The sequence below is a fragment of the Streptomyces sp. NPDC001868 genome (assembly GCF_040297125.1).
Lineage (GTDB): Bacteria > Actinomycetota > Actinomycetes > Streptomycetales > Streptomycetaceae > Streptomyces.
In genome coordinates, this window is the sequence record NZ_JBEOYO010000021.1 from 46,811 (window position 1) to 69,722 (window position 22,912).

The following is a 22,912-nucleotide window of genomic DNA, read 5'->3' on the forward strand; positions in this document are numbered from 1 at the left end:
CGGGTCGCGGGCCGTTGGCGTAGTTGGCGGGCTACTTCTTGGCGGTACGGCGTCCTCGGGTCGCGGCGGCGGGGCGCCAGGCGCTCAGGTCATCGTCGGTGAGGCCGTGCTTGCCCTGCTCCATCTGCCGGTCACTCTCGAAGAACTTGGCGGGCGTCGGGGCGAAGAGCGGATCGGGCTCGTTGTGCCACTGGTTCAGCCACGGCTGGAGTTCCAGCAGCCCGGTGAGGAGCGGGGTGACCTCTTCGGTGGTCAGGCCCTCGTGGGTGGCGATGTACGTGTCGAGCGCGATCGCCTGCTCCCGGTGGTCCCAGCCCGCCCAGCCGTACAGGTCGGGGGTCGGCACGTTCGTGCGCGCGTAGGAGATGAACCGTTCCTTGGGAACGTCCAGCTTGCCGCGTGCCCGCCAGTAAGAGGGGCGCAGGAAGTCGGCCGAGGTGTACTTCGGCGGTACGGGGATGGTGTCCCGGATCTTCCGCTTGGCCGGCTCGTCCGGAGCGGCGTCCTCCTGCCGCTGAAGATCCCAGACGTGCTCCCAGTCCGCGCGCTTCTTGAGGGCAGCGGGCTTGTAGCGCAGGGCCGAGAGGAACGGCACGTGCTCGTCGGTCACCAACTCGGCGACGACGGAGGGCAGTTCCTTGTGGGGCGCGTAGATCTTGGAGACGGAGACGAAGTCCTCGTCGCGGGAAAGGTTGTCGGTGAGGCGAGAGAGCGTGACGAGGGTGGGCATTCCGTTCTCGTCGAACCAGTGCGCACGGTCCTCGATGCGGTCGAGCAGCCAGCTCCGGAGCGCCTTGTCTTGGAGCGCGTCCCACCCTTCGGTGGCCCAACGCCGCTTGTACTCCGGCCGCTCGACCATGCCGATGGCGCGGGACGATTCGATGACATCGATCCGCTTCTGGACGGCCTCGCGGTAGGCGGCAGGCCAGCGGAGGGGGATCTCGGTGATGGGCGTGGACCCGTGCCGCTTGAACCACTCATCACTGGCCTCGCCTGCTGCTACGCGCCGCGCGAGCACGATCTCGAAGGCGCGCTCACCGAGGGCGAGGTCGGGGATGTCGGGTGACTCGGGGTCCTCTGAGACACGCAAGTCTTCTAGATACAGGTTGTAGAGCGAGTAGACCTGCCAGTCCAGCTCCTCCTGGAGGGCGATCATCCGGGCGCGGATGGAGTGCCATGTGGCGCTGGTCTCGCGGAGCGCGGAAGCAGTAGGCGTGGCCATGGTGGCGAAAGCGGAGGGGCTCGATGCGGCGAGTTGCTGCGCGAGGGTGCCTAGCGCGATGGCAAGGGGCGTGGGGTAGGAAGCGGGCAAGGGAAAGTTCTCGAGGTTGGTGCCACTGAACTCGAAGAAACTTTCCCACGCGTACCGCCCTGTCCCGCGCTCGCCACCCCGATTTCCTTTGTCATGGCACACCATTCTGAGCCAGAAGCCAGCGGTAGAGCTGTTGAGTAGCCCAACTAGTTCGAGATGCTCTTGCTTGCTGGCATCTTCCCGCAACTTGATCACTGGTGCATGCTGATTGTAAGCAAAACCTGAATCGTCAAATGATGCATGCATGTGCGTAGCGACATGACTGAATGCAATCGTGTTCGGATTCTTGTAGCGATCTGCTACCCAGCGGTACCAAGACCACCACGGGATGTTGGCCTCAAAGCGCGATTTTCCGGAGAAGTCAGTGAGACGTCCCATGATCTGCTTGTAAATCCATGTATGGCGCCCCCACGGAGAAGCGGAGTCTAGCTCTACAAGTTTGCCTGCAGGTGTGTATGGAGTGAGCGCCACTGATCCAGGGTCTGTGCTCCATTCGCGGATATCTTCACCTACAACCATTGGGCGCTTCAGAACTTCGGGTGTCGAAAATCGTCGATGCCAGTCAGTTGGCAGGTAAAAGACGTCATCTGCTCCAGAAAAGCTGGCGAAACCGATATCACGGGGCAAGGCGACTGCAAGTCGGTTTACCCCACTCGATTCGATCGCCTGATTGATCTCCAAACCGCCAGCAGCCAGGATCCATGGCTGCTTCCCGAAGTAGCGTTCGCGGCTCAAGTCGTCAACGGAGACCCACTGGCTGTTAGAGCCGGGCGCGTCAATTTGCTTGACGATAGATCGCCACACATGGCCCTCTTCAGCATTCTCCGGCGTTGACGGTTCGCCTTGCACGCTGCGCACGACGCGGATGGTTGTTGACCGGTTGCTTCCTCCGCGTCGCCTGCCAACCAAGATTGTTGTTGGTGTCCCATGCCCTGGAATATGTGCGCCCGACGTATCGACGATCTCCGTCAGCTCTGCCTCATGACCAAAGTACGTCTCGATCAGCCGCGTACCGAACTCCCGCTTCATGAAGGAGTTCGCGGTGATCTGCCCGACCATGCCGTACCCGAGCCCGCTCTCCGCGTCCCCCGCCTTCGCCAACTCAAAAAACCGCTGAGCAAAGGGAACCGACAAGGCGTACTTCCCTGAACATGCGTCGTACAGCCCACGATAAAGCTCGTTAAGCTTCTTGTCCTTTACTGTGATATATGGCGGATTCCCCACCACTACGTGATACCGCCCCGGCCCCAAAATATCTGGGTGCTCATGCACATCCTCAGTCGCATACTTGAAGTCGGCTAGCTCATCCGCGCCCTCCTCCTCCAAGTCATCAAACAGATTCCCCTGCTTGTGCCGGTGCTTGATGAGCGAGTCACCCACCGCCAAATGGATCGGCCACTCATACTTGGCCGCCTCCGCCAGCGTCGGCACCCCACTCGCAGCCATAGCCGCTGTCAGCAGCCGGAACCGAGCAATAGCCACCGCGAACGGGTTCAAGTCCACCCCGTGCACGGAATCAAGCGCCTCCCGCACTCGCTCATGCACGTCCTTGCCCGGCCGCCCCTCCCCCCACAGCCGCACCAGCCGCCGAAACGCCCCCAGCACAAAGTGCCCCGACCCGCACGTGGGGTCGATCATCTTCAGGCCTTCGTACCCGAACTCCCGCACCGCCGGATCCATGGTCCGGTCGAGGATGAACTCCTCCACGAACTCCGGCGTCTGAAGCAGTGCGTACGTCTTCCGAGCGGCCTCGCTCAGGTCCTGATACAGGTCACCCAGGAATCGCGTGTCCCAGCCCCGCGTACCGTCTCCGTCCTCCTCCAGCGGGTCCGTGAAGTCGTGGACGAGGACACCGTGCTCATCACGCCCTCGCCAGAAGTCCACCAACTCCCGCGCACCGTCGTGCGACAACGGAATCTGGAACAGCGGGTTGTGCCGCTTGTCGAACAGCAACCGCCCCGCCTGCCCTGCCCCCAGCTCCTCGAACGCCTGCTCAAGCCAACCCCGGTAGGTCGGGTCGTCCGACCTCGCGACGTACTCTTCGAACCGAGCCAGCGCCAGGTCACGCCGATCCCCCTTCGGCGCCGTCAGATACGGCTCCGGAATCAGCCGGTTGTCCTCGCAGAACCGCACGAAGACAGTCCCCAGTACCCACGCCACCGCGACCTGCGTGACCCGCTCGTCCAGCCAGGAGTTCCAGGTGGCGGCCGTACGGCCCAGCTTGCGCGCGCGGTCGTACTCGGCGCGGAGTTTCTCGCCCTCCGCCACCACCTTGACCTGCTTGCCGAGGTCGGTCTCGACCGCCTTGACCTGCTGCTTCAGGTCTTCCAACAGAGCCTTGCGGTCGATCACTTGTCGTCCCCCTCGTTGCCGTTCACATTCACGTTCGCGCCCACAACACTCACGCCCGTCACCCCGGACAGGTAGTCCTTCTTCACCCACGAGTCCGGCAGGTCGATCCATTCGCCCAGGCCGGCCTGGTACGCCACCGCCGTGTGCCCCAGCTTCGGCTCACGCCCCGGGTCCGCCTGTGGCACCAGGAGCCACAGCCCGCGTCCGCCCTGGCGAGCAGCCTCCGCCAGCCGGTCGAGGACGCCCATCCCGTCGTACCGGGCGAACACAGCCACCTCGGTCAGCAGGACCGGACCCGATCCCGCACCCGGCGCGAGTAGCTCCCGTACCTGTGGCTCCACCGTGCCCCACGCGGTCCGCGCGTACTCGCCGAACTTCAGCGCACCCCGCGAGCCCGGCTTGGCCACATCCGCCTTCAGTAGCGTCTCCCACGTCGGCTTGGTACCCGCGGGGACCAGCGCGTGCATCGACTCCAGGAAGAGTTCGGTCACGGACACCGCCTGTGCGCCGATGCGGTGGCCCGCCAGCCTCCGCACCGCTTCGACCGTACGGCCGTGGTGCACGGTCAGGACCCGGTAGCCGTCGCGCCGGGCAGAGGCCAGCAGCCGTTCGTCCGCGCGGACCCCGCTCGCCACGAGCGGGTCGTCCGAGTAGCGCGTCACCGCGCCGGCCTGCGTCGACTGACGCCAGTTCCCGCCGGTCAGATAGCTGGACGCGCTGTCCATCCGCGTCGGCAGATAGCGGAGCGTCCGCGTGTCCTCGCGCGTCGACAGGGTGAGGTCGAAGCCGGCGTCACGCAGTGCCTTGGTCAGCGGGCCGCCGGTTGGCAGCTCGTGCGTGCTCGTGCCCCGGACCGTCCTGATGACCAGCTCCGGGAAGCGGGCCCGGACCCGCTCGTGGACGTCCTCGCCCGTCAGACCCGGCTGACGGGCCTCCGGTACGCCCGGGATCAGCCGTACCAGGCCGGCCTGGGTGAGGCGCAGGGCCCGTACCAGGGACAGGTCGCGCGGGTAGATCTCCAGGCGAGGCGTGGCCGCCGCGTTCACCGACGCGGCGGCGGCCAGTTCGACCAGTCGGCGCTCGTCCCAGTCCACGACACCGGGCGGCGGGGTCAGCGCGCTCAGCTCGCTCAGCACGGTCGTAGCCGTCGGCAGGGTCTCCAGGCGGGTCAGCCGGTCGGCGGTCTTGCCCAGGCGGGTCGCGTAGTCGAGGAGTCCTGGAGCAGTCGGGGTGTCCGGGGCGTCGACCTCCCGCACGTCCAGCGCGAGCAGGCCCGCCGCCAGGACGTCCTCTGTGGCCTTGCGGTTGGCCTGATGCTGGAACTCCGCCTCCTCCGGCTGGAGTTGCTCCACCTCCACAACGGCCCGGACAGCGGCCAGAGCCAGCGCGCGCCGCTGTTCGCGGCCCGCCAGCTGCGTACCGCGCCGTACGGCGAGGGCGTCGGCGATCTCCACGGCGGAGGCGACCCGGCCGAGGCCCACCAGCAGGCCGACGATCTCGTCCCGGAGGGACTGGACCGCCGGGTGCTTCTTCCAGCGCTTGCGCTCCTCCTTCAGCATCTGCGGGATGCGCCCGGCGGACAGGCCGAGCGCTTCCGCGACGTCCTTCTGCTTGGGCCAGACACCGATGCCGGGCAGCTCGCCGCGCTCGTCCGGCAGGCGCAGCAACAGCCGTACCATCTCGACCTTGTTGCTGTTGGAGCGGTTGTTGTTCAGCTCCGGGACGAAGAGCGTGGCGAGGAGGTCGAGGCTGAGCGACCGCAACGCGGACTCGCTCAGACCCGCCGCTCCCTCGCCCACGGCCAGGGCTCCGGCGACCGCCGACTCGGTGGCGGTGAGCTGGGCGAGTTCCTCCTTTGCCTCCGCGCGGCCCTTCGGGGTGAGCGGGGAGAGCGGTGCCTCGCGCAGCAGCTTGCCCCACTGGCGCTGGCGGCGCTGCACCTCGGTGCGGGTCTTGGTGCCGAGACCGGGGGCGTTGAGGAGCTTGCTGCGGCTGTAGTCGAGGAGGCCGCCCACGGTGGTGATCTCGAGGCTGTAGAGGAAGGCCTCCGCCGCCGGGGTGAGACCGGCGGCGGACAGGTGGGTTTCGCGGGTGACCGCCGCCGCCAGGCGTTCGCGCTGCTCGTCGGCGGTGAGCGGCTCCGCGTCCGCGATCGTCGCCGCGCGCTCGCCCGCCACAGTCTCCTGCGGCGTGGGTTCAGGGTGTCGGGAGCGGTGGCTGGACGGCACCGTCTGCGAGGCGTCCAGGAAGATCTTCTTCCAGGCGTCCCGCATCGGCTTCAGCTCGGGGAAGCGCTTCGCCGCGTCCCGGTGGAGTGCCTTGCGGAAGAAGGCGACGAGACCGTCCCGTACGGCGGGCTCGAAGGCGTCGGCCTGGACGGTCGGGTACGGGAACTCCTTCGGGTCCGTCATCCTCGGCGGCACCGAACCGTCGCCCCACCTGGGCAGCTCGCGCGAGGCCATCTGGTGCAGGGTGACGGCGATCGCGTACCGCTCGGCGTGCGAGTCGTACGCGGTGCGGGTCAGGGTGCCGATGAACGGGTCGAGGTAGCCGTCGGTGCCCGCCTCGTAGTCCTTCGCCGGGTAGCCGGCCAGCGAGAAGTCGATGAGGACCAGCTCGCGGGTGCGGTTGGGGCGGATGCGGATGGCGATGTTGTCCGGCTTGATGTCGCGGTGCCAGACGCTCTCGCCCTCCAGGAAGTCCACGGCGCCGAACAGGTAGTCGCCGTACGCCTCCAACTGGTCCATCTTCAGACGGCCGTGTTCACGCAGCTGGCGTGCGACCGTCTCCTCGCGGCGGCGGGTACGCGTGCCGGTGCCGGAGTCGGCGGTCTCGGCGTCCTGGTCGGTGGCCTCGCGCTCGTCGCCCACGTACTCCAGCGCGAGGACCGTACGGGGCCCGATGCGCAGGGGTTCCGGCTCGACGAGCCGGATCACCCGGGAGTCGGGGCGCAGCCGGTTCATCACCTCGGCCTCGTGAACCAGGGTCTGGCCCCTGCTGTCCGAGAGAGCCACCTTGAGGACGGCAAGCGGCCGGGTCTTGCGCGCTTCCGCCTGGAGGTCGCGGACGAGGAAGGCCCGGCTGGTGGAGCCGGTGCCGAGGCGGCGGCGGACTTCCCAGCGCCCGCCGAGCACGTCGCCCGCCACGGCCTCCAGCGGGTCCTTCTCCGAGTCCTCCTCGGCCTGTTCGGGCTCGGGCGGAGAGGTGGGCGCGGTCAGGCCGTCCTCGACGATCTCCAGCATCTCCAGGAACTCGTCCACGGAGGACAGGCGCTGTCCGGGACGGTAGGCGGTCGCCGCCTGCACCAGGAAGTCGATGTCCTCGGAGAGGTCGTCGACCAGCGAACTGGGGCGCAGCCCCTCGCCGGCCTCCAGCCGCGCCAGCAGCTCGGCCTGGCTCGCGGCCGGAGCCTTGCCCGTGACCAGGAGATAGGTGAGGACGCCGAGGCCGTACACGTCCAGGTAGACCGGGTCGGCCTTGAGAGCGGTCAGTTCCGGGGCGAAGTACGGGTCGGAGCCCTCCGCCAGGTGCATCGCCGAGAGGGCGGTCGGCGCGAAGCGGGTCATGCCCTGCCCGCTGTCGCCGTCCGTACCGGAGGCGCGCTGGGTGGCGATCTGCCAGTCGGAGATCTCCAGGCGCGGGGTGAGCCAGGCGGCGTCCTCACCGACCGTCTGCCCGCGGTGGCCACGGTCGCGGGGTATCACGTGAACGGCACGGGCGGCCAGCGCCCGGTGGTGGATGCGGGCGGAGTGCGCGGAGCGCATCGTCTCGGCGAGCTGGCGGACCAGCGCCATCCGGCCGAGGATGTCGAGGCTCTTGCCGTGCTGGAGCAGGTACTCGTCCAGGCGGAGGGTGCGCGGGTCGTAGTCGAAGATCAGGGCGGGGCCCGCGGTGTGCCCGGACGGGTAGTACTGCTTGAGCTGGACGACGCCGGGGTGCTTGAACCGTTGCAGTACGGCGGCCTCACGGCGGGCCGCGTTCTCCACCGAACGCCGGATCGACGCGTCCGATCCGCGCTCGCTGAGGTAGACGCGGACGCGGGCGACCTCGGGCAGCTCGCTGTGGCCCGCCTTGTAGTCGGCCCAGGTCGGGCCGGAGTCGAAGGACTTGCGGTCCAGTTGGTACGGGCCGACCTTGTACTCGGCGTCACTGCGCCGGATGCCGATCCGTTCGAGGGCGGTCCTGATCTCGCGGGACTCGACGGCCGTGATGCGGCGCCGCTCGTCACGCGGCGGCTGCTTCAGCATCGTGACCAGCTCGTCCACGGTGTGGACGCCGTTCTGGTCGTGGGCGGGCAGGCGGACGCGCAGTCCGCCGTCGGTGAAACAGACGGCCTCGCCGACCCACACCCTCCTGCCGTTCTGGCCGAGCAGGCCGGCCAGCTCCTTCGCCTTCTTGTTGACGAGGTGGAGAGGGTTGCCGTGCGGGCGACGATGGCCACCAGGGGTGGTCTGCACCCAGGTGCCGTTCTCACTGGTCACGGATCCGTGCCAGTCCTTGAGCTCGATCATGTAGACGCCGCCGGGGGCGACGACGAGGAGGTCGACCTCGCGGACGTGACCGGTGTGGGCGGTGAACGTGAAGTTCGACCACGCCCGCCAGGGATCGGCGTCCGGCAGCTTCTCCCGGATGGCTTCCAGGCCACGGTGTTCATGGTCGAACTCGGACTCGGTGACCGTGGTCCACCGGCCTTGCCGCATGCGCCGTCCCCGCCTCTTGACTCCGACTCGCGTACCTGTCCGCTCCCGGCCTTACGTACCGTTTCGCCACGTCGCGGACCCGGTGAATCCTAGCTGCGGCCACCGACAGCGGGTACCTCCTGCGGATGAGCCCCGACTGCGGGACATGTGCGCGTCCTTCGACCAACTGCCGTACGCGGATCGCGGAGAAATGTGAATCCCTGGCCTGAATTGCGCTCTTTCCGTTTCAACTGACGCACCTCACCCTTTCGATCAGGGGCGATACGGCAGAACAGCGGAATCGACGGGGGCGCCGCGGTGGTCGAGCCGATCTATGTACCGGTACTGCCATTGACACGAGCAGCAGTCACGGCTTACTCGCACGTGGATCTTCACCTGAGGCGACGGATGGCACCCCTGTGGACGGTCGTGCCGCGCACCGGGCCAGAGCGTCCCCGAGGACGACCGATGGTGCCCGACCCCGACCCGGACGAACTGGAACTGGAACGCTGGCTGACTCCGCGCATCGACGGTCTCATCGAGGCCATGGACGGTCTGGGCGGCTGGCTGGACGCGACCCATGTCGAACGCCTCGTCGACGGCTCCGCCCAGAGCCTGTGGCGGCTGGCGACCAGGAGCAGCCTTCGGCTCGTCACCGGCCCGGAACGAGCGCCGGAACACCAGCGGTCCGCCGCCGACCTTGCCTTCCTGAGCGGCCTGGGTCTGGGCATACGGGTCCAGCTCGATGAACCGCCCGACGATGGCCGGCAAGCGCGGCTCTCGCAGTTGATCGACCGCTTGTGCCTGCCTCCCTCACGACTCGATCTCCTCCTCGACGTGGGTCCGATCGCGGACGCGGTCGAATCCGGCAAGAGAGCTCTCGCGGGCCTCGACCTCTTCGGCTCCCTGGTCGCATGGCGCCGGATAGTCCTTGCCGCCGGCGCGTTTCCTCGCGCCGTGCAAGATCTCGACGTGCAGCCCACCCGTGCTGCCGAGCGATACGAGCGGCAACTCCACCGTTCGCTGCGAGAAGCCCGCCCCGAGTTCCCGAGAACCATCGACTACGGGGACTATTCGGTGGAGCACGCCTGCCGAGCGAACATCCCAGCCATCAGGCAGCCGGGCCCGGGATGGGGCCTGCTGCGCTATACGACACCCGACGGTTTTCTCATCGCCAGGGCGCCCACGAGAGGTCCGGACCACGTCGAGCGGGCTCGCGCCATGACCCGCTGGATCGTGGAGTCGGACGACTTCCGGGGCCTGGGCGGCTCCGGTGTCAGTGAGGCGGAGCGCTGGCTGCACGCATGCGCGTACGGCAGTGGGCCGCGCCATGCGGGCAGCGCTGAGAAATGGATTCAGATCGGGCATATCCAGCATCTGAGTCTTGTCGCGCACAGTCTGGCCCGATGAGTCAGCCACAGGCTGTTTATCGCACCCTCGATCGAGGTTTCACCCGTTAGGGTGAATCTCGTTCTTGCGGCCCGCCGGGCTTTCGCACGGATGTGCGCCACGCCTTGGCCCGCACAGGTCTCTTCATCCTGCCGGGAACCTCCATTGTCTTTGCTGCGTATGTCCGCCCATGACCTCGTCAAGGAATCCGCCGCCGGCACACTCGGGGAGAAGTTGTCCTGGCGATTCCGAGTCGCGCACGGATACGAGACAAGCGAGAGCGAGCAGCGATCCTGGCGGAACAGCCTTCCCGTTCTCGCCGACACGCTCGTGGACGCCGGGCTCGGAGACGTCGAGGTCCTGGTCGAATACCCGGTCCCGCTGTCCAGTTACCGGGTGGATGCCCTCCTCTGCGGCGTCCACCCCGCGACCGGGGAACCGTCGTATGTGGCAGTCGAACTCAAGCAGTGGTCCGAAGCCAGTTCCATCGCCGACACCGAAGACCTCGTGCTGATCGAGAGCATGCGTGACAACGTGGCCCGTCTGCACCCCGTCGCCCAAGTCCGACGCTACTGCGACCACATCGCCGACTTCACCGAGTCGCTGCACGGCCACGAGCACCGGATCAGCGGTGCCGCCTATCTGCACAACGCCACGGACGACGGTGTCCACCAGCTCTTCACCTTCCTCGCCGACGCGCACGGGCGACTCTTCACGGGCTCCAGTCGAGCGAAGTTCCAGAGGTACCTCGCCGAGCGGCTCGCGCCCGTTTCCGGGGCGGAGGCGGCCGATGGCCTGCGTCCGGAATCCGTCTCCCCGAGCAAGCGGCTCATGGCCGTCGCCGCCGAGGAGATCGCGGAGCGTGGCCACTTCAACCTGCTCAACGAGCAGCAGATCGCCTACTCCCTCGTCATGCGCGCGGTGAAGAAGGCCAGGCAGTCCGAGGTCAAGGAAGTCATCGTCGTCATTGGCGGGCCCGGATCCGGAAAGAGTGTCATAGCCCTCGAACTGCTGGGAGAGCTGTACCGGAATGGCCTCTCCGCCCTGCACGCCACCGGATCCAAGTCCTTCACCACGACGCTGCAGGAGGTCGCGGGAGGAGACGACGCCCGAGTCCGTAACCTGTTCCGCTACTTCAATGACTTCACCAAGGCACCGAAGAACGGCATCGACGTACTGATCTGCGACGAAGCGCACCGCATACGGGAGCCCTCCCGGCGCCCCGCGAACCACATACGTGGATACCGCCGTCAGGTCGAAACCCTCCTCGAGGCCGCCCGCGTACCGGTCTTCCTCCTTGACCAGGAGCAGGTCGTACGCCCGGGGGAGAGATGCGATGTCGCGGTGATCGACGAGGCCGCCAAAGCCATGAACCTGCCCGTTCGTCATGTGCGTCTCGACGCCCAGTTCCGTTGTGGCGGGAGCCGAGCCTACGAGGAGTGGGTGCTGCGCCTTCTGGGGCTACGGCCCGGTGGGCCCGTGCGGTGGGGAGGAGATGACCGGTTCATGGTCCAGGTGGCGGAAACGCCGCAGGAACTCGAAGCCGTTCTTCGCTCTCGCCAAGAGGGTGGCGAGCAGGCTCGTATGACCGCCGGCTTCTGCTGGCCCTGGAGCGACCCCGTGCTGGGTGCCGGCCGGAAATTCATCGAACTCGTCGACGACGTCGATCTCGCTGAATGGGGCTGGGCGCGCCCATGGAACGCCAAGGGCGATCGTCCCGTCGGCGGCTTCCCGTCCAAGAACCTGTGGGCCACTGACCCGGCCGGTTTCTCCCAAGTCGGATGCATCTACACGGCCCAGGGCTTCGAGTACGACTGGAACGGTGTGATCCTCGGACCCGACCTGGTGTGGCGCGACGGCACTTGGAGCGCTAACAGGAACGCCAGCAAGGACGGTGCGGTCGCCGGCGCTCCGCCAGAGGACTTCGCTTACCTCATACGCAACACCTACAAAGTCCTGCTCACCCGAGGAATGCGGGGCACAGTGCTCTTCTCGACAGATAGAGAGACGCGCGAGATGCTCCGCACACTCGTAACGGGGCGCTGACGAGTCTGTACGTGAGGCGGTGCGGCGCCGAGTGGCTTCGGGGGTCAGTGAAGGGAAGGTTGTTCAATCAGGGGCGGGCAGTAAAGCCTGAGGAGACTTACCCGCGCCTTCCCGCAGGCCGGACCAGCCCGGATTCATAGGCCGTGATGACGAGTTGGGCGCGGTCGCGGGCGTCGAGCTTGGTGAGGAGGCGGCCTATGTGGGTCTTCACCGTGCCGGGGCTGAGGTGCAGGCGGGTGGAGATCTCCGTGTTGGACAGGCCGTTGGCGATGAGGAGGAGGACCTCGCGTTCGCGGTCGGTGACTCCGGCCGGGCCACTGGGTGAGGGTCCGGACCCGGATCCAGGCTCCGTCGGGCGGCGGCAGAACTCCGTTATCAGGCGGCGGGTCACCGAGGGGGCGAGGAGGGCGTCGCCGCCTGTGATCACGCGGATGGCGTTGAGGAGGTCGGGTGGCGGGGTGTCCTTGAGGAGGAAGCCGCTGGCGCCTGCTCGGAGGGCGGCGAAGACGTAGTCGTCCAGGTCGAACATGGTGAGGATGAGGACCCGTACGTCGGCGGTGAGCGGGGAGGCGCAGATGCGGCGGGTCGCCTCTATGCCGTCCAGCTCGGGCATACGGATGTCCATCAGGACGAGGTCGGGGTGTTCGGTGCGGGCCATGGCGACGGCTTGGGCGCCGGTGGCCGCCTCGCCCACCGTGATCAGGTCCGGTTCCGAGTCGATCAGTACGCGGAAGCTGCCGCTCAGCAGGGCCTGGTCCTCGGCGATCAGGATGCGGGTGGTGGGCGAGGAGCCGGGCGTCGTCACAGGGTCTCCGAGGGCTTCGGGGGAAAGGGGAGGTGTGCGGTCACCTGAAAGCCTCCGGCTCGGTGCGGGGCGGCCGTGAGCGTGCCGCCGTACAGCTTGGCTCGCTCGCGCATTCCCGTGATGCCGTGGCCGCCGCCCGGTCGGGGGCGTGGGCGGGCTCGGCCCCGGGTGGGTGGACCCTCGTCGTGGATCTCCATGCGTAGGTCGGACGCGGTTGCTTCGATCCGGACCGTGCAGCTTGTCGGGGCGGCGTGGGTCATCACGTTGGTGAGAGCCTCCTGCACGATGCGGTAGCCCGCCAGGCCGACCCCGTCCGGTACCTGGCAGCGCGGGCTCATGGTCAACTCGACCCGCACACCGGCGTGTTCGGCCCGCCGGACGAGTGCGGGCACGTCGGACAGGCCCGGTGCAGGGGCCAAGTCGACTGCTTCATCGTTTCGTTCGTCGTTTCGTTCACCGACTCGTTCACCGACTCGTTCGCCCCCTCGACCGCTGCCCCGTTGCCCGCCCCGTTCGCCGCTCGTGTCACCGCTCGGGTCGTCGCTCGATTCGCCGTTCGATTCGCCGTTCGGGTCGTCGGTCGGCGGCACGCGCAGCACCCGCAGGATGCCCCGCATCTCCGTCATCGCCTCCCGGCTGACCGTCTCGATGACCTTGAGCGCGTCGTGCGCCTCCTCGGGGCGGGCCGCCAGGACGTGGTTGGCGACGCTCGCCTTCACCGTGATGAGGCCCATGGTGTGGGTGACGACGTCGTGGAGTTCGCGGGCGATGCGCAGGCGTTCGCGGTGTACGGCCTGTTCCTCGCGGCGGGCCGCCTCCACGCGTGCCAAGGTCCGGCGTCCCCGTACCGCGAACGCCGTCGTCCACACGGCTCCGAGGACCGCCGCGCCGACCACGAGGAAGCCGACTCCGTGCTGCCAACCCTGGGGCGAGCCCGCGACCATTCCGAACAGGACGACCGTCGCGCAGGCCATGGCCACCGCCGGCGTCGGGATCAGCCGCTGCGACGTCGTCGTCAGCGCCAGGGGGTACAGCGCGTAGGCCGCGGCGACGAAGGGGTCCATGGCGAGGCCGAGGAGTACCTGGAGCAGCGTGGCGGTCAGGACGAGGGCGAACACCGGGCGGGGCCGGACGCGGCGCGCGGCCAGCGGTACCCCCGCCGCCGCGACCAGCGTGCACCGTACCCACAGGGGGACGCGCCCCGCGCCGCTCTCCTCGGCGACCACCAACGGCAGAAGGAAGGCGATGTACGCGAGCGCGGCCACCCCGTCCAGTGCGATCAGTTGGCGGCGGCCGAGCTGGTGCGGGAAGCGTGCGGTCGAGTCGGGGGTGGGCATCTGGATGAGCGTAGAGCGGGAGAGGGCGAGAGCGCATCGGACCTGGGGCATACGACCAGGGGCATACGACCTCGGGTATACGACCTCGGGCATACGGCCTGGGGTATACGGCCTGGTTGGAGGTCCGGGCGGGACGTGGACTGCGGTCCGATGTGCCGAACCTCCTTGGGCGACAGGCTCGTTGGCATGAACGGTGTGATCGATGTACAGGATCTGACCAAGCGGTACGGCGCGGCCCTCGCCGTCGACCGGCTCTCCTTCCGGGCCGAACCGGGGCGTGTCACCGGGTTTCTCGGGCCGAACGGAGCCGGGAAGTCGACGACGATGCGGGCCATGGTCGGGCTGCACAGGCCCGACGGCGGACAAGTGTTGCTGAACGGACGCCGGTACGGGGAACTGCGAGAGCCGTTGCGAACGGTGGGAGCCATGCTGGAGGCCAAGGCCGCGCATCCCGGACGTACCGCCTATCACCACCTGTTGTGCGTCGCCGAGAGCAATCGGCTGCCGAAGCGGCGGGTGGGGGAGGTGCTCGCGCAGACCGGGCTGGACGGGGTCGCGGGAAGGCGGGTCGGTGGGTTCTCGCTCGGGATGGGGCAGCGGCTGGGGATCGCCACCGCGCTGCTCGGGGAGCCCGACATCCTGCTGTTCGACGAACCCGTCAACGGGCTGGACCCGGACGGCGTGCGCTGGATCCGTACCCTGGTCAGGGAGTTGGCCGTGGAGGGGCGGACCGTGTTCCTGTCCAGCCATCTGATGAGCGAGATGGCGCAGACCGCCGATCATCTCGTCATCGTCGGGCAGGGGCGGCTCCTCGCCGACACCGACATGAACAGTTTCATCGAGGACCACTCCGTGTCGAAGGTCAGGGTCCGGACCCCGGAGGGCGAGCGGCTGATGTCGCTGTTGTCGGGGAAGGGCATCAGCTGTCACGAACAGGCCGACGGGACCGTGCTGGTTCTGGGTGTGGACGCGCCGACCGTCGGCGGTATCGCCTCCGCCCATGGGGTGCCCGTCCATGAACTGGCCGCCGAACACGGCTCGTTGGAGGAGGCCTTCATGCGGCTGACCGCGCGGGCGGCCGAGTTCCGGGCGGGAGGCGGCCGGTGATGACGACCAACGCCCTCACCGCCGTCGTCCGTTCCGAGTGGACCAAGGCGCGCACCGTCCGGTCCACCGCCTGGACACTTCTGCTCACCTTCCTGATCAGCGTCGGAGTCGGTGTCGTCAACTGCCTCTCCGTCAAGAAGGCGATCGCCGAGGACAGCCCCCTCGTACGGCCCGACTTCCATCCGGCCGACTCCGGGTTCGTCGGGGTGGGCATGGGGCAGTTGGCGCTGGTGGTCTTCGCCGTCCTGCTTGTCTCCGGTGAACACTCGGGCGGGCACTCCGGCGGTACGAGCGGCATGATCCGGACCTCGCTCGTGGCCGTGCCCCGGCGGGGTCTGCTCTACGGGGCCAAGCTCACCGTCGGCGGCGGCCTGGCGCTCGCGGTGTCGCTCCTCACCGTGCCCGTCGCCTTTCTCGCCTCCGAACGGGCCCTCGGCCCCATCGGAGTGCCGCTGGACAGCCCGGGGGTGCCGTGGGCGCTCGTGGGCGCGGTCGTCCAGCTGACCCTCGTCACCCTCTTCAGCGCCGGAGTGGCGGTCGTGCTGCGCAGCCCCGCGATGTCCCTCGGTGTCCTGATCCCCTTCCACTTCGTCCTGCCGACCCTCATGCTCAACATCCCCGGCCTCAGGAGGATCGCGTACCACCTCCCCACCCAGGCGGGCGCGCAGCTCATGGAGGTGACGGAGCAGGGTGGGTCGACCCTTTCGGCGGGCGCCGGGCTGACCGTGCTCGTCGCGTGGACGGGGGCCGCGACCGTCGCCGGGTATGTCGCGCTGCGTACCCGGGACGTATGAGCCATCAGCCAGGGAGGCGGCGTTGCTCAGCCGAGAACGAGCGGCAACTCGGCGGCCGACGAGCCGAGTTCAGCCCGCTCTCCCTCCGTCGGCTCCCTGCGCCCTGTGCCCACCAGGAGCGCGTCCCCGTCGCCGAACGAGGCGGGGAACGCCCCGCCCGCGATCCTCTCCAGCGCCGCCCGGGAGTGCGCCAGACCTTCCGCCGGCGGCCCCGGGAGCCCCGGAAGGTGGGCGACGAGGTCCAGGTGGTGCAGGGTCCATTCCAGGACGTACGCCGTGAGGTAGTCCCCGTCTGTGAGGACCTGGTCCTGGGTGCTCACCCGGGCGGTGGGGGCGGCGAGTCGGGCGGCGCGGCCGGCGGCGGAGCCCACGTCGTCCAGGTGGAACTTGAGGAGGGCCATGTCCTCGTACGCGGCGGCCAGGCGGACGGTCAGGGCGTCGAGGGGGTCCTCGCCGGTGGGGGGTGAGTTCGTGACGTGCCAGTACGTCGTCGCGTCGACCGTGGGTTCGGCTTCCGTGGGGGTCACCAGGGTGATCAGGACGTCCTGTGCGTCGATGATCAGGTGGCACACCAAGTCCCTCACGAGCCAGCCGGTGCAGCCCGACGGCCGTTCGAAGTCCTTGTCCTTGAGGTCGGCGACCGTCGTGCGCAGCGCGGTCCACGTGTGTGAGAAAAGATCCACCCCCGCAAGGTAGTTGAAGGTAGTCGAATGCATTGACCCATGGCCGGTGGCGCGCTTTCATCGCCTGCATCCTCGTGAGGCCTCTGCGCAGGGCCGGGGCGGCGGGGAGGCAGGGGGCGGCTGTGGCTGTCCCTCGGTCGAAGGGGGAGAGCAAGTTGAGAAGACCTTCCTTACGCGTCCTCGTGAATGCCGTCCTGGTCGCCGCCGTCGTGACTCCCGCCTGGCCCGCGCAGGCGGCGACCGGTGATGAGGCGCCCGGTGTCGTGCCGCGTACCGAGCGGATCAGTGTGGCCCCCGACGGCGCCACCGGCGGCAACGGCCACTCCACCGACCCCGTGGTCAGCGCGGACGGGCGTGTCGTCGCCTTCGTGTCGTCGGCGACCAATCTCGGGCCCGGTACGGATGTGCGGAACAGCGTGTACTACCGGACGGGGCCCGGGGAGCCGTTGCGGCGTGTGGTGGTGGCGGGGGAGACGACCTCGACTCCTCAACTGTCCGACTCGGGGCGGTACTTGACCTTCGGGTCGTACTCGACCACGACCGCCACGTCCTCCGTCCACATCATGGATCTGAGCACCGGGACCGTCGAGCGGCTGGCGCCCGCGATGGGCGACGGCTACCAGGTGTCGTACGGCATCGCGCCCATCAGCGCGAACGGGCGGTACGTCGCCTTCGTCGCCCGGCCCGCCGCCGATCCGAACGGGGCGTTCGCCTGCCGGGTGATGCTGGTGGATCGGGAGACGCAGGAGGTGCGGCGGGTCAGCCGGGACTCGGACGGGTCCAAGGACTTCCATCGGTGCGACCAGATCTCGATGAGTGCCGACGGGCGCAAGGTCGCCTATCTGGAGGGCTACTCCGGGCCCTCTGCCGACGACCAGGGCGACATCCTCGTCTACGACCGGAAGAGCGGACGTACCGTGCACGCCGACGCCACCTACGACGGGGCGGCGGCCGACAGGTCGGCGATCGCTCCGGTGCTGAGCGCCGACGGCTCCAAGGTCGGGTTCAACTCGGTGGCCACGAACCTGGTGCCCGGTACCGATCCCAACGGGAACACCGCCACGTCCTGGAACGCCTTCGTCCGTGATCTGCGTACCGGCACGCTCCGGCGGTACGACGGCCATGCTCCGACCGATCTCACTCAGGTGTCGGACCTGTCCGCGAACGGTTCGAAGCTGCTGCTCAACACGGCGGACGCCGACCGCCGCTCGCTCGGGCTGATCCTGCGCGATCTGTGCACCGGGCAGGAGGAACTGCTGTCACCGGGGCAGGACGGCAAACCCCTCACCGTGGGGCGGGCGGCGCTGAGCACGGACGAGTCCACGGCCGTCTTCGACTCGTACTACCCCGGTCTGGTGCCCGAGGACACGAACCTGATCGGGGATGTGTTCGTCCGCACCTTGCGCTGAGTCACGGGGTACGGGGCGGGGGCGGCCCGCGCGAGCCGCCCCCGCCACGCGTCGCCCTTCAAGATGTCCCCGCCACGCGTCGGCCTTCAAGCCGCCCCCGCTCAGCCCACCAGCTCCCCCACCCCCAGCAGGTTCCCCTCATGGTTCCTGTTGTCGGTGTTCATGCCTCAGTTCACCATTTCGGCCACCCGTCGCCACGCCTTCCGGGGCAGTACGTCATCCGGCCGCCCGTCGATCACCTGCAGCGCCACATGGTCCGCCCCCGCCGTGTGGAACTCGTCCACCCGCGACCGGATCCGGTCGTCGTCACCCCACGCGTACACCGCGTCGATGAGCCGGTCGCTGCCCCCGTCCGTGAGGTCGGACTCGGTGAAGCCGAGGCGGAGGAAGGTGTTCGTGTAGTTCGGCAGGGTCAGGTAGAAGGCCAGGTGGGCGCGGGCGAGGGTCCGGGCGCGGTCGGCGTCGGTGTCCAGGATCAGCTTCAGCTCCGGTGCCAGCAGTGGGCCTTCGCCCAGCGCCTCGCGGGCCTCGGCCGTGTGTTCCGGGGTCACCAGGTACGGGTGGGTGCCGGCCGCCCGGTCGCGGGAGAGGCGGAGCATCTTCGGGCCGAGTGCGGCCAGTATCCGGCGGTCGGCGGGGACCCCGGCCGTGTCCAGGGCGTCGAGGTAGTCGACCATCGCCGCGTACGGGCGCCGGTACTGCTCCGTGAGCTTCGCGTGGCTCACCCCGAGGCCGAGGAGGAAGCGGCCGGGGTGGGCGGCGTCCAGTTCGGCGAAGCGTACGGCCGTGCCGGCGGCCTCGTGCTGCCAGATGCTCTGGATGCCGGTGGCGACGGCGAGCCGCGAGGTCGCTTCGAGGAGCGGTACGGCGTGGTGTACGCCGGTGCTGCCGCCCAGCCAGGCCGTACCGAAGCCGAGTTCCTCCAACTCCGCGGCCGCCTCGGCGAGTTCAGTGCGTCGGGCGGGGTCCTCCGTCCGTAGTCCGATGCTCCAGATGCCGTATCGACCCAGGTCCTGTTTCACCATGCAAACGCCAACCCGCCCCCCTCCATGATCTATTCCGGTGGGCTCGTCGGCATCAAATCGTGTCGCATCCATTGACGTCCCTCCTGCCTCACCTTTACCTTCTGGCCGAAGTTACGCACAACGTTCGCAATTTCGAACAATCCCTCCCCATCGCCCACCCCCATTCTCCGCCCCTCCCCGACCCCCCTCCTGAGCCGCTCCCCGAAGGGACTTGCCTTGTTCCGTGTTCAAGTCCGTCACTGGGTGACATTGGGGGCCGCGCTGCTGGCCCTCTTCGCGTCGCTCCTCGCCGTCCAGCCGGCGGCGCCCGCCGCCGCTGCCGACGGCAAGCCGTTCACCAACCCGGTCAAGTCCCAGAAGGGCGCCGACCCGTGGCTGGAGTACTACAACGGCAACTACTACCTGGTGACGACCTCGTTCACCGGTGAACTGACCATGCGGAAGTCGCCCACGCTGGCCGGGCTGAACACCGCGCCCAGCGTGCAGGTGTGGTCGGACAGCACCAGCAGCCGCAACTGGAACATGTGGGCCCCGGAGATCCACTTCTTCGACGGCAAGTGGTACCTCTACTACTCCGCCGGGCCGCGCGGCACCGCCTGCTGCGACAGCCAGCGCACCCATGTGCTGGAGAGCGCCGGGTCCGACCCGATGGGGCCGTACACCTTCAAGAACACCCTCGCCGGGTCCAACCTGAACCCGGGCGGCTGGCTGATCGACGTCAGCGTGCTCAAGCACAACAACAAGCTGTACCTGGTCGGCAGCGGTTCGGCCGGCGGCAGCAAGCAGAGCCTCGTCATCGCGCCGCTCACCAACCCGTACACGCTCGCGAGCAACACCTTCACCGTCATCTCCAGCCCGACCCTTAGCTGGGAGACCCAGAGCGGTGAGGTGAACGAGGGGCCCGAGCCGCTCTATCGCAACGGCCGGACCTTCCTCATCTACTCCGCGAGCGCCTGCTGGGGCCCCGACTACAAGCTCGGCCAGCTGGAGCTGACCGGGTCCGACCCGCTGCTCGCCTCCTCCTGGACGAAGAAGCAGACGCCGGTCTTCCAGCGCAGCGACGCCAACAGCGTGTACGCGCCCGGCCACAACGGGTTCTTCACCTCGCCCGACGGCACCGAGAACTGGATCGTCTACCACGCGAACGACGCGGCGAGCGACGGCTGCGACAACGGCCGGACGACCCGAGCCCAGAAGTTCACCTGGAACGCGGACGGCACCCCGAACTTCGGCACCCCGGTCGCCCTCGGCACGACCCTCGCCGGGCCCTCCGGTGAGACGGCGACGACGCCGACCGCGTACACGATCGTCAACCGCAACAGCGGCAAGTGCCTGGACGTCAACGGCGGCAACACGGCCGACGGGACCAACATCCTCCAGTGGACCTGCAGCGGCGGGGCCAACCAGAAGTGGCGTATCGAGGACCGCGCCGACGACACCAGCCGCCTGGTGAACGTCGCCACCGGCAAGGTCGCCGACGTCGCCGACTGCGCGAGCGCCGACGGCACCGACATCCGGCAGTGGTCCTGGCTGAACAACGACTGCCAGAAGTTCCGCATGGTCTACCTCGGCGGCGACCACGTCCGGATCGTCAACGCCTCCACCGGCAAGGTCCTGGACGTCGCCGACTGCTCCACCGCCAACGGCGCCGACGTACGCCAGTGGTCCTGGCTCAACAACAACTGCCAGCAGTGGCGGCTCGTCCCCACGACCGCCTGATCTCCCGAAAGGCCGCAGAACATGAGACGTCTCGTCAGACGGGTCATCGTGGCGGCGGCGGCAGCGCTCGCCGTGCTCACCACCGTGACCACCCCCGCCCAGGCCGCCGCGCCCGCGTCCCCGGCCGTCACCTTCACCAACCCGATAGCCGCACAGCGGGCCGACCCGCACATCTTCAAGCACACCGACGGCTTCTACTACTTCACCGCCACTGTCCCCGCGTACGACAAGATCGTCATGCGGCGGGCCACCACCCTCCAGGGCCTCGCCACGGCCACGGAGACCACCATCTGGACCAAGCACGCCAGCGGTGACATGGGCGCCCACATCTGGGCGCCGGAGATCCACTTCATCGACGGCAAGTGGTACGTCTACTTCGCGGCCGGTGCCACGAACGACATCTGGAAGATCCGCCCGTACGTCCTGGAGACCAGCGCCGCCAACCCGCTGACCGGTACCTGGACCGAGAAGGGCCGGATCTCCCTGCCCCTCGACACCTTCTCGCTGGACGCCACGACCTTCACGCACAACGGCACCCGCTATCTGAGCTGGGCGCAGAACGACCCGGCGGTCGGCACCGGCACCAACCTGTATCTGGCGAAGATGTCCAACCCCTGGACCATCAGCGGCAGCCCGGTGATGATCTCCAAGCCGGACTACTCCTGGGAGACCGTCGGCCACCGTGTCAACGAGGGCCCGGCCGTCATCCAGAAGAACGGCAAGGTCTTCATGACCTACTCGGCCAGCGCCACCGACGCCAACTACTGCCTCGGCCTGCTGACCGCCTCCGCCACCGCCGACCTCATGGTCCCGGCCTCCTGGGTGAAGACCTCGACGCCGGTCTTCAAGAGCAACGCGGCCACCAGCCAGTACGGCCCGGGCCACAACACCTTCACGGTCTCCGAGGACGGCAAGTCGGACATCCTCGTCTACCACGACCGCAGCTACAAGGACATCAGCGGCGACCCGCTCAACGACCCCAACCGCCGCACCCGCTACCAGAAGCTGTACTGGAACGCCGACGGCACGCCCAACTTCGGCATCCCCGTCGCCGACGGCGCGACCCCGGTCCGGCTCTCCTCGTACAACTTCCCGGACCGGTTCATCCGGCACTGGGAGTACCGGGCGAAGCTGGAGGCCAACGTCACCAACCTGGCCGACTCGCAGTTCCGGGTCGTCACCGGTCTCACGGGCAGCGGCACGGTGTCGCTGGAGTCGGCGAACTTCCCCGGGTACTACCTGCGCCACAAGAACAACGAGCTGTGGGTGGAGAAGGACGACGGCACGGCGCTGTTCGACGCGGACGCCTCGTTCCATCAGCGGGCGGGTCTCGCGGACACGGCCGCCGGGGTCTCGTACGAGTCGTACAACTTCCCCGGCCGGTACATCCGGCACTTCAACAACCTGCTCTACACCCAGCCGGTGAGCACGGCGCTCGACCGGCAGGACGCCACGTTCTACCAGGAGTAGGCCGGTAGGCAGTTCTGAGCGGGATGCGCCTTCGGGGCGCGGGGCCGTCGCGATCCGTCAGTCCGTCGTGGCTGGTCGCGCAGTTTCCCGCGCCCCTGCTTGGCTCACTGCTCCGGTGGTGATACCTGCACCAACCCCGACTGGTACGCCATCACCACCAGCTGAGCCCTGTCCCTGGCACCCAGCTTCGTCATCGCGCGGTGGACGTGGGTGCGTACCGTCAGGGGGCTGACGTACAGCTTCTCCGCGATCTCGTCGTTGGAGTGGCCCTCGGCGGCCAGGGACATGACCTCGCGTTCCCGGGTGGTGAGGGTGGTCAGCCGGTCGGGGGTGGCGAGGCGGCTGCCGGGGGCCGGGGCGGCGAGGAAGCGGGTGATGAGAGTGCGGGTGGCGGCGGGGGAGAGGAGGGTGTCGCCGGCGGAGACCGTGCGGATGCCGTCGAGGAGCACGTCGGCGGTGACGTCCTTGCCGAGGAAGCCGCTGGCGCCGGAGCGCAGCGCCTGAGCCACGTACTCGTCGATCTCGAAGGTCGTGAGGATCAGGACGCGGGTGTCGGCGAGTTCCTCGTCGGCGCAGATCACGGCCGTGGCGGTGAGCCCGTCCGTACCGGGCATCCGGATGTCCATCAGGACCACGTCGGGGCGGTGGACACGGACGAGGTCGACCGCCTCCCGGCCGTCGGTGGCCTCGGCGACCACCTCCATGTCCGCGCAGGAGTCGATGAGGATCCGGAAAGTGGCCCGCAGCAGGGCCTGGTCGTCGGCGAGCAGGACACGAATGGTCAT

14 protein-coding genes are annotated in these 22,912 nt (G+C 68.4%); 7 read left to right on the plus strand and 7 right to left on the minus strand.

Annotated elements, in window-relative coordinates:
* Positions 1-31: 31 nt before the first annotated feature.
* Positions 32-3,664, minus strand: coding sequence for a BREX-2 system adenine-specific DNA-methyltransferase PglX (gene pglX, locus ABT147_RS24230; RefSeq protein ID WP_351409506.1), 3,633 nt, complete (start codon positions 3,662-3,664; stop codon positions 32-34).
* Positions 3,661-8,364 carry a BREX system serine/threonine kinase PglW gene (pglW, locus tag ABT147_RS24235; RefSeq protein WP_351409508.1) on the minus strand — a complete coding sequence of 1,568 codons (4,704 nt, stop codon included), beginning with the start codon at positions 8,362-8,364 and terminating at the stop codon, positions 3,661-3,663. The genes pglX and pglW overlap by 4 nt, the downstream gene beginning before the upstream one ends.
* 297 nt (positions 8,365-8,661) lie before the next feature.
* Here pglW and ABT147_RS24240 point away from each other — a divergent pair, with 297 nt between their 5' ends.
* Together ABT147_RS24240 and ABT147_RS24245 are read left to right on the plus strand one after the other, a co-directional pair.
* Positions 8,662-9,753 (plus strand): beta family protein, encoded by a 1,092-nt coding sequence (locus ABT147_RS24240; protein ID WP_351409510.1) that lies wholly within the window; start codon positions 8,662-8,664, stop codon positions 9,751-9,753.
* A gap of 159 nt (positions 9,754-9,912) precedes the next feature.
* On the plus strand, positions 9,913-11,778 hold the full coding sequence (locus tag ABT147_RS24245) for a DNA/RNA helicase domain-containing protein (RefSeq protein WP_351409513.1): 1,866 nt from the start codon (positions 9,913-9,915) through the stop codon (positions 11,776-11,778).
* A 97-nt stretch (positions 11,779-11,875) separates the two neighbouring features.
* Here ABT147_RS24245 and ABT147_RS24250 read toward each other — a convergent pair whose 3' ends face one another.
* Positions 11,876-12,583, minus strand: a complete 708-nt coding sequence (locus tag ABT147_RS24250; protein ID WP_351409514.1) for a response regulator — start codon at positions 12,581-12,583, stop codon at positions 11,876-11,878.
* Positions 12,580-13,920 carry a sensor histidine kinase gene (locus ABT147_RS24255; protein WP_351409516.1) on the minus strand — a complete coding sequence of 447 codons (1,341 nt, stop codon included), beginning with the start codon at positions 13,918-13,920 and terminating at the stop codon, positions 12,580-12,582. The genes ABT147_RS24250 and ABT147_RS24255 overlap by 4 nt, the downstream gene beginning before the upstream one ends.
* A 195-nt stretch (positions 13,921-14,115) precedes the next feature.
* Between ABT147_RS24255 and ABT147_RS24260 the strand changes: the two genes are divergently transcribed.
* Both ABT147_RS24260 and ABT147_RS24265 read left to right on the plus strand, forming a co-directional pair.
* Positions 14,116-15,027 (plus strand): ATP-binding cassette domain-containing protein, encoded by a 912-nt coding sequence (locus ABT147_RS24260; protein WP_351409692.1) that lies wholly within the window; start codon positions 14,116-14,118, stop codon positions 15,025-15,027.
* Positions 15,027-15,821, plus strand: a complete 795-nt coding sequence (locus ABT147_RS24265; protein ID WP_351409519.1) for an ABC transporter permease — start codon at positions 15,027-15,029, stop codon at positions 15,819-15,821. Before ABT147_RS24260 ends, ABT147_RS24265 begins: the two co-directional genes overlap by 1 nt.
* 26 nt (positions 15,822-15,847) lie before the next feature.
* Here the strand turns inward: ABT147_RS24265 and ABT147_RS24270 are convergent, their stop codons facing one another.
* A complete protein-coding gene (locus tag ABT147_RS24270; RefSeq protein WP_351409521.1) occupies positions 15,848-16,504 on the minus strand; it encodes a maleylpyruvate isomerase N-terminal domain-containing protein in 657 nt (218 codons plus the stop codon).
* Between the two features lie 155 nt (positions 16,505-16,659).
* On the opposite strand from ABT147_RS24270, the gene ABT147_RS24275 reads away from it, so the two are divergent.
* Positions 16,660-17,913 (plus strand): TolB family protein, encoded by a 1,254-nt coding sequence (locus ABT147_RS24275; RefSeq protein WP_351409523.1) that lies wholly within the window; start codon positions 16,660-16,662, stop codon positions 17,911-17,913.
* 167 nt (positions 17,914-18,080) lie between these two features.
* Here ABT147_RS24275 and ABT147_RS24280 read toward each other — a convergent pair whose 3' ends face one another.
* Positions 18,081-18,938 carry an LLM class F420-dependent oxidoreductase gene (locus ABT147_RS24280; RefSeq protein WP_351409525.1) on the minus strand — a complete coding sequence of 286 codons (858 nt, stop codon included), beginning with the start codon at positions 18,936-18,938 and terminating at the stop codon, positions 18,081-18,083.
* A gap of 216 nt (positions 18,939-19,154) precedes the next feature.
* On the opposite strand from ABT147_RS24280, the gene ABT147_RS24285 reads away from it, so the two are divergent.
* Positions 19,155-20,657, plus strand: coding sequence for a family 43 glycosylhydrolase (locus ABT147_RS24285; protein WP_351409528.1), 1,503 nt, complete (start codon positions 19,155-19,157; stop codon positions 20,655-20,657).
* A 21-nt stretch (positions 20,658-20,678) separates the two neighbouring features.
* A complete protein-coding gene (locus ABT147_RS24290; RefSeq protein ID WP_351409530.1) occupies positions 20,679-22,127 on the plus strand; it encodes a family 43 glycosylhydrolase in 1,449 nt (482 codons plus the stop codon).
* A gap of 104 nt (positions 22,128-22,231) precedes the next feature.
* Here ABT147_RS24290 and ABT147_RS24295 read toward each other — a convergent pair whose 3' ends face one another.
* Entirely contained in the window at positions 22,232-22,912 is a 681-nt protein-coding gene (locus ABT147_RS24295) for a response regulator transcription factor (RefSeq protein WP_351409532.1), read from the minus strand.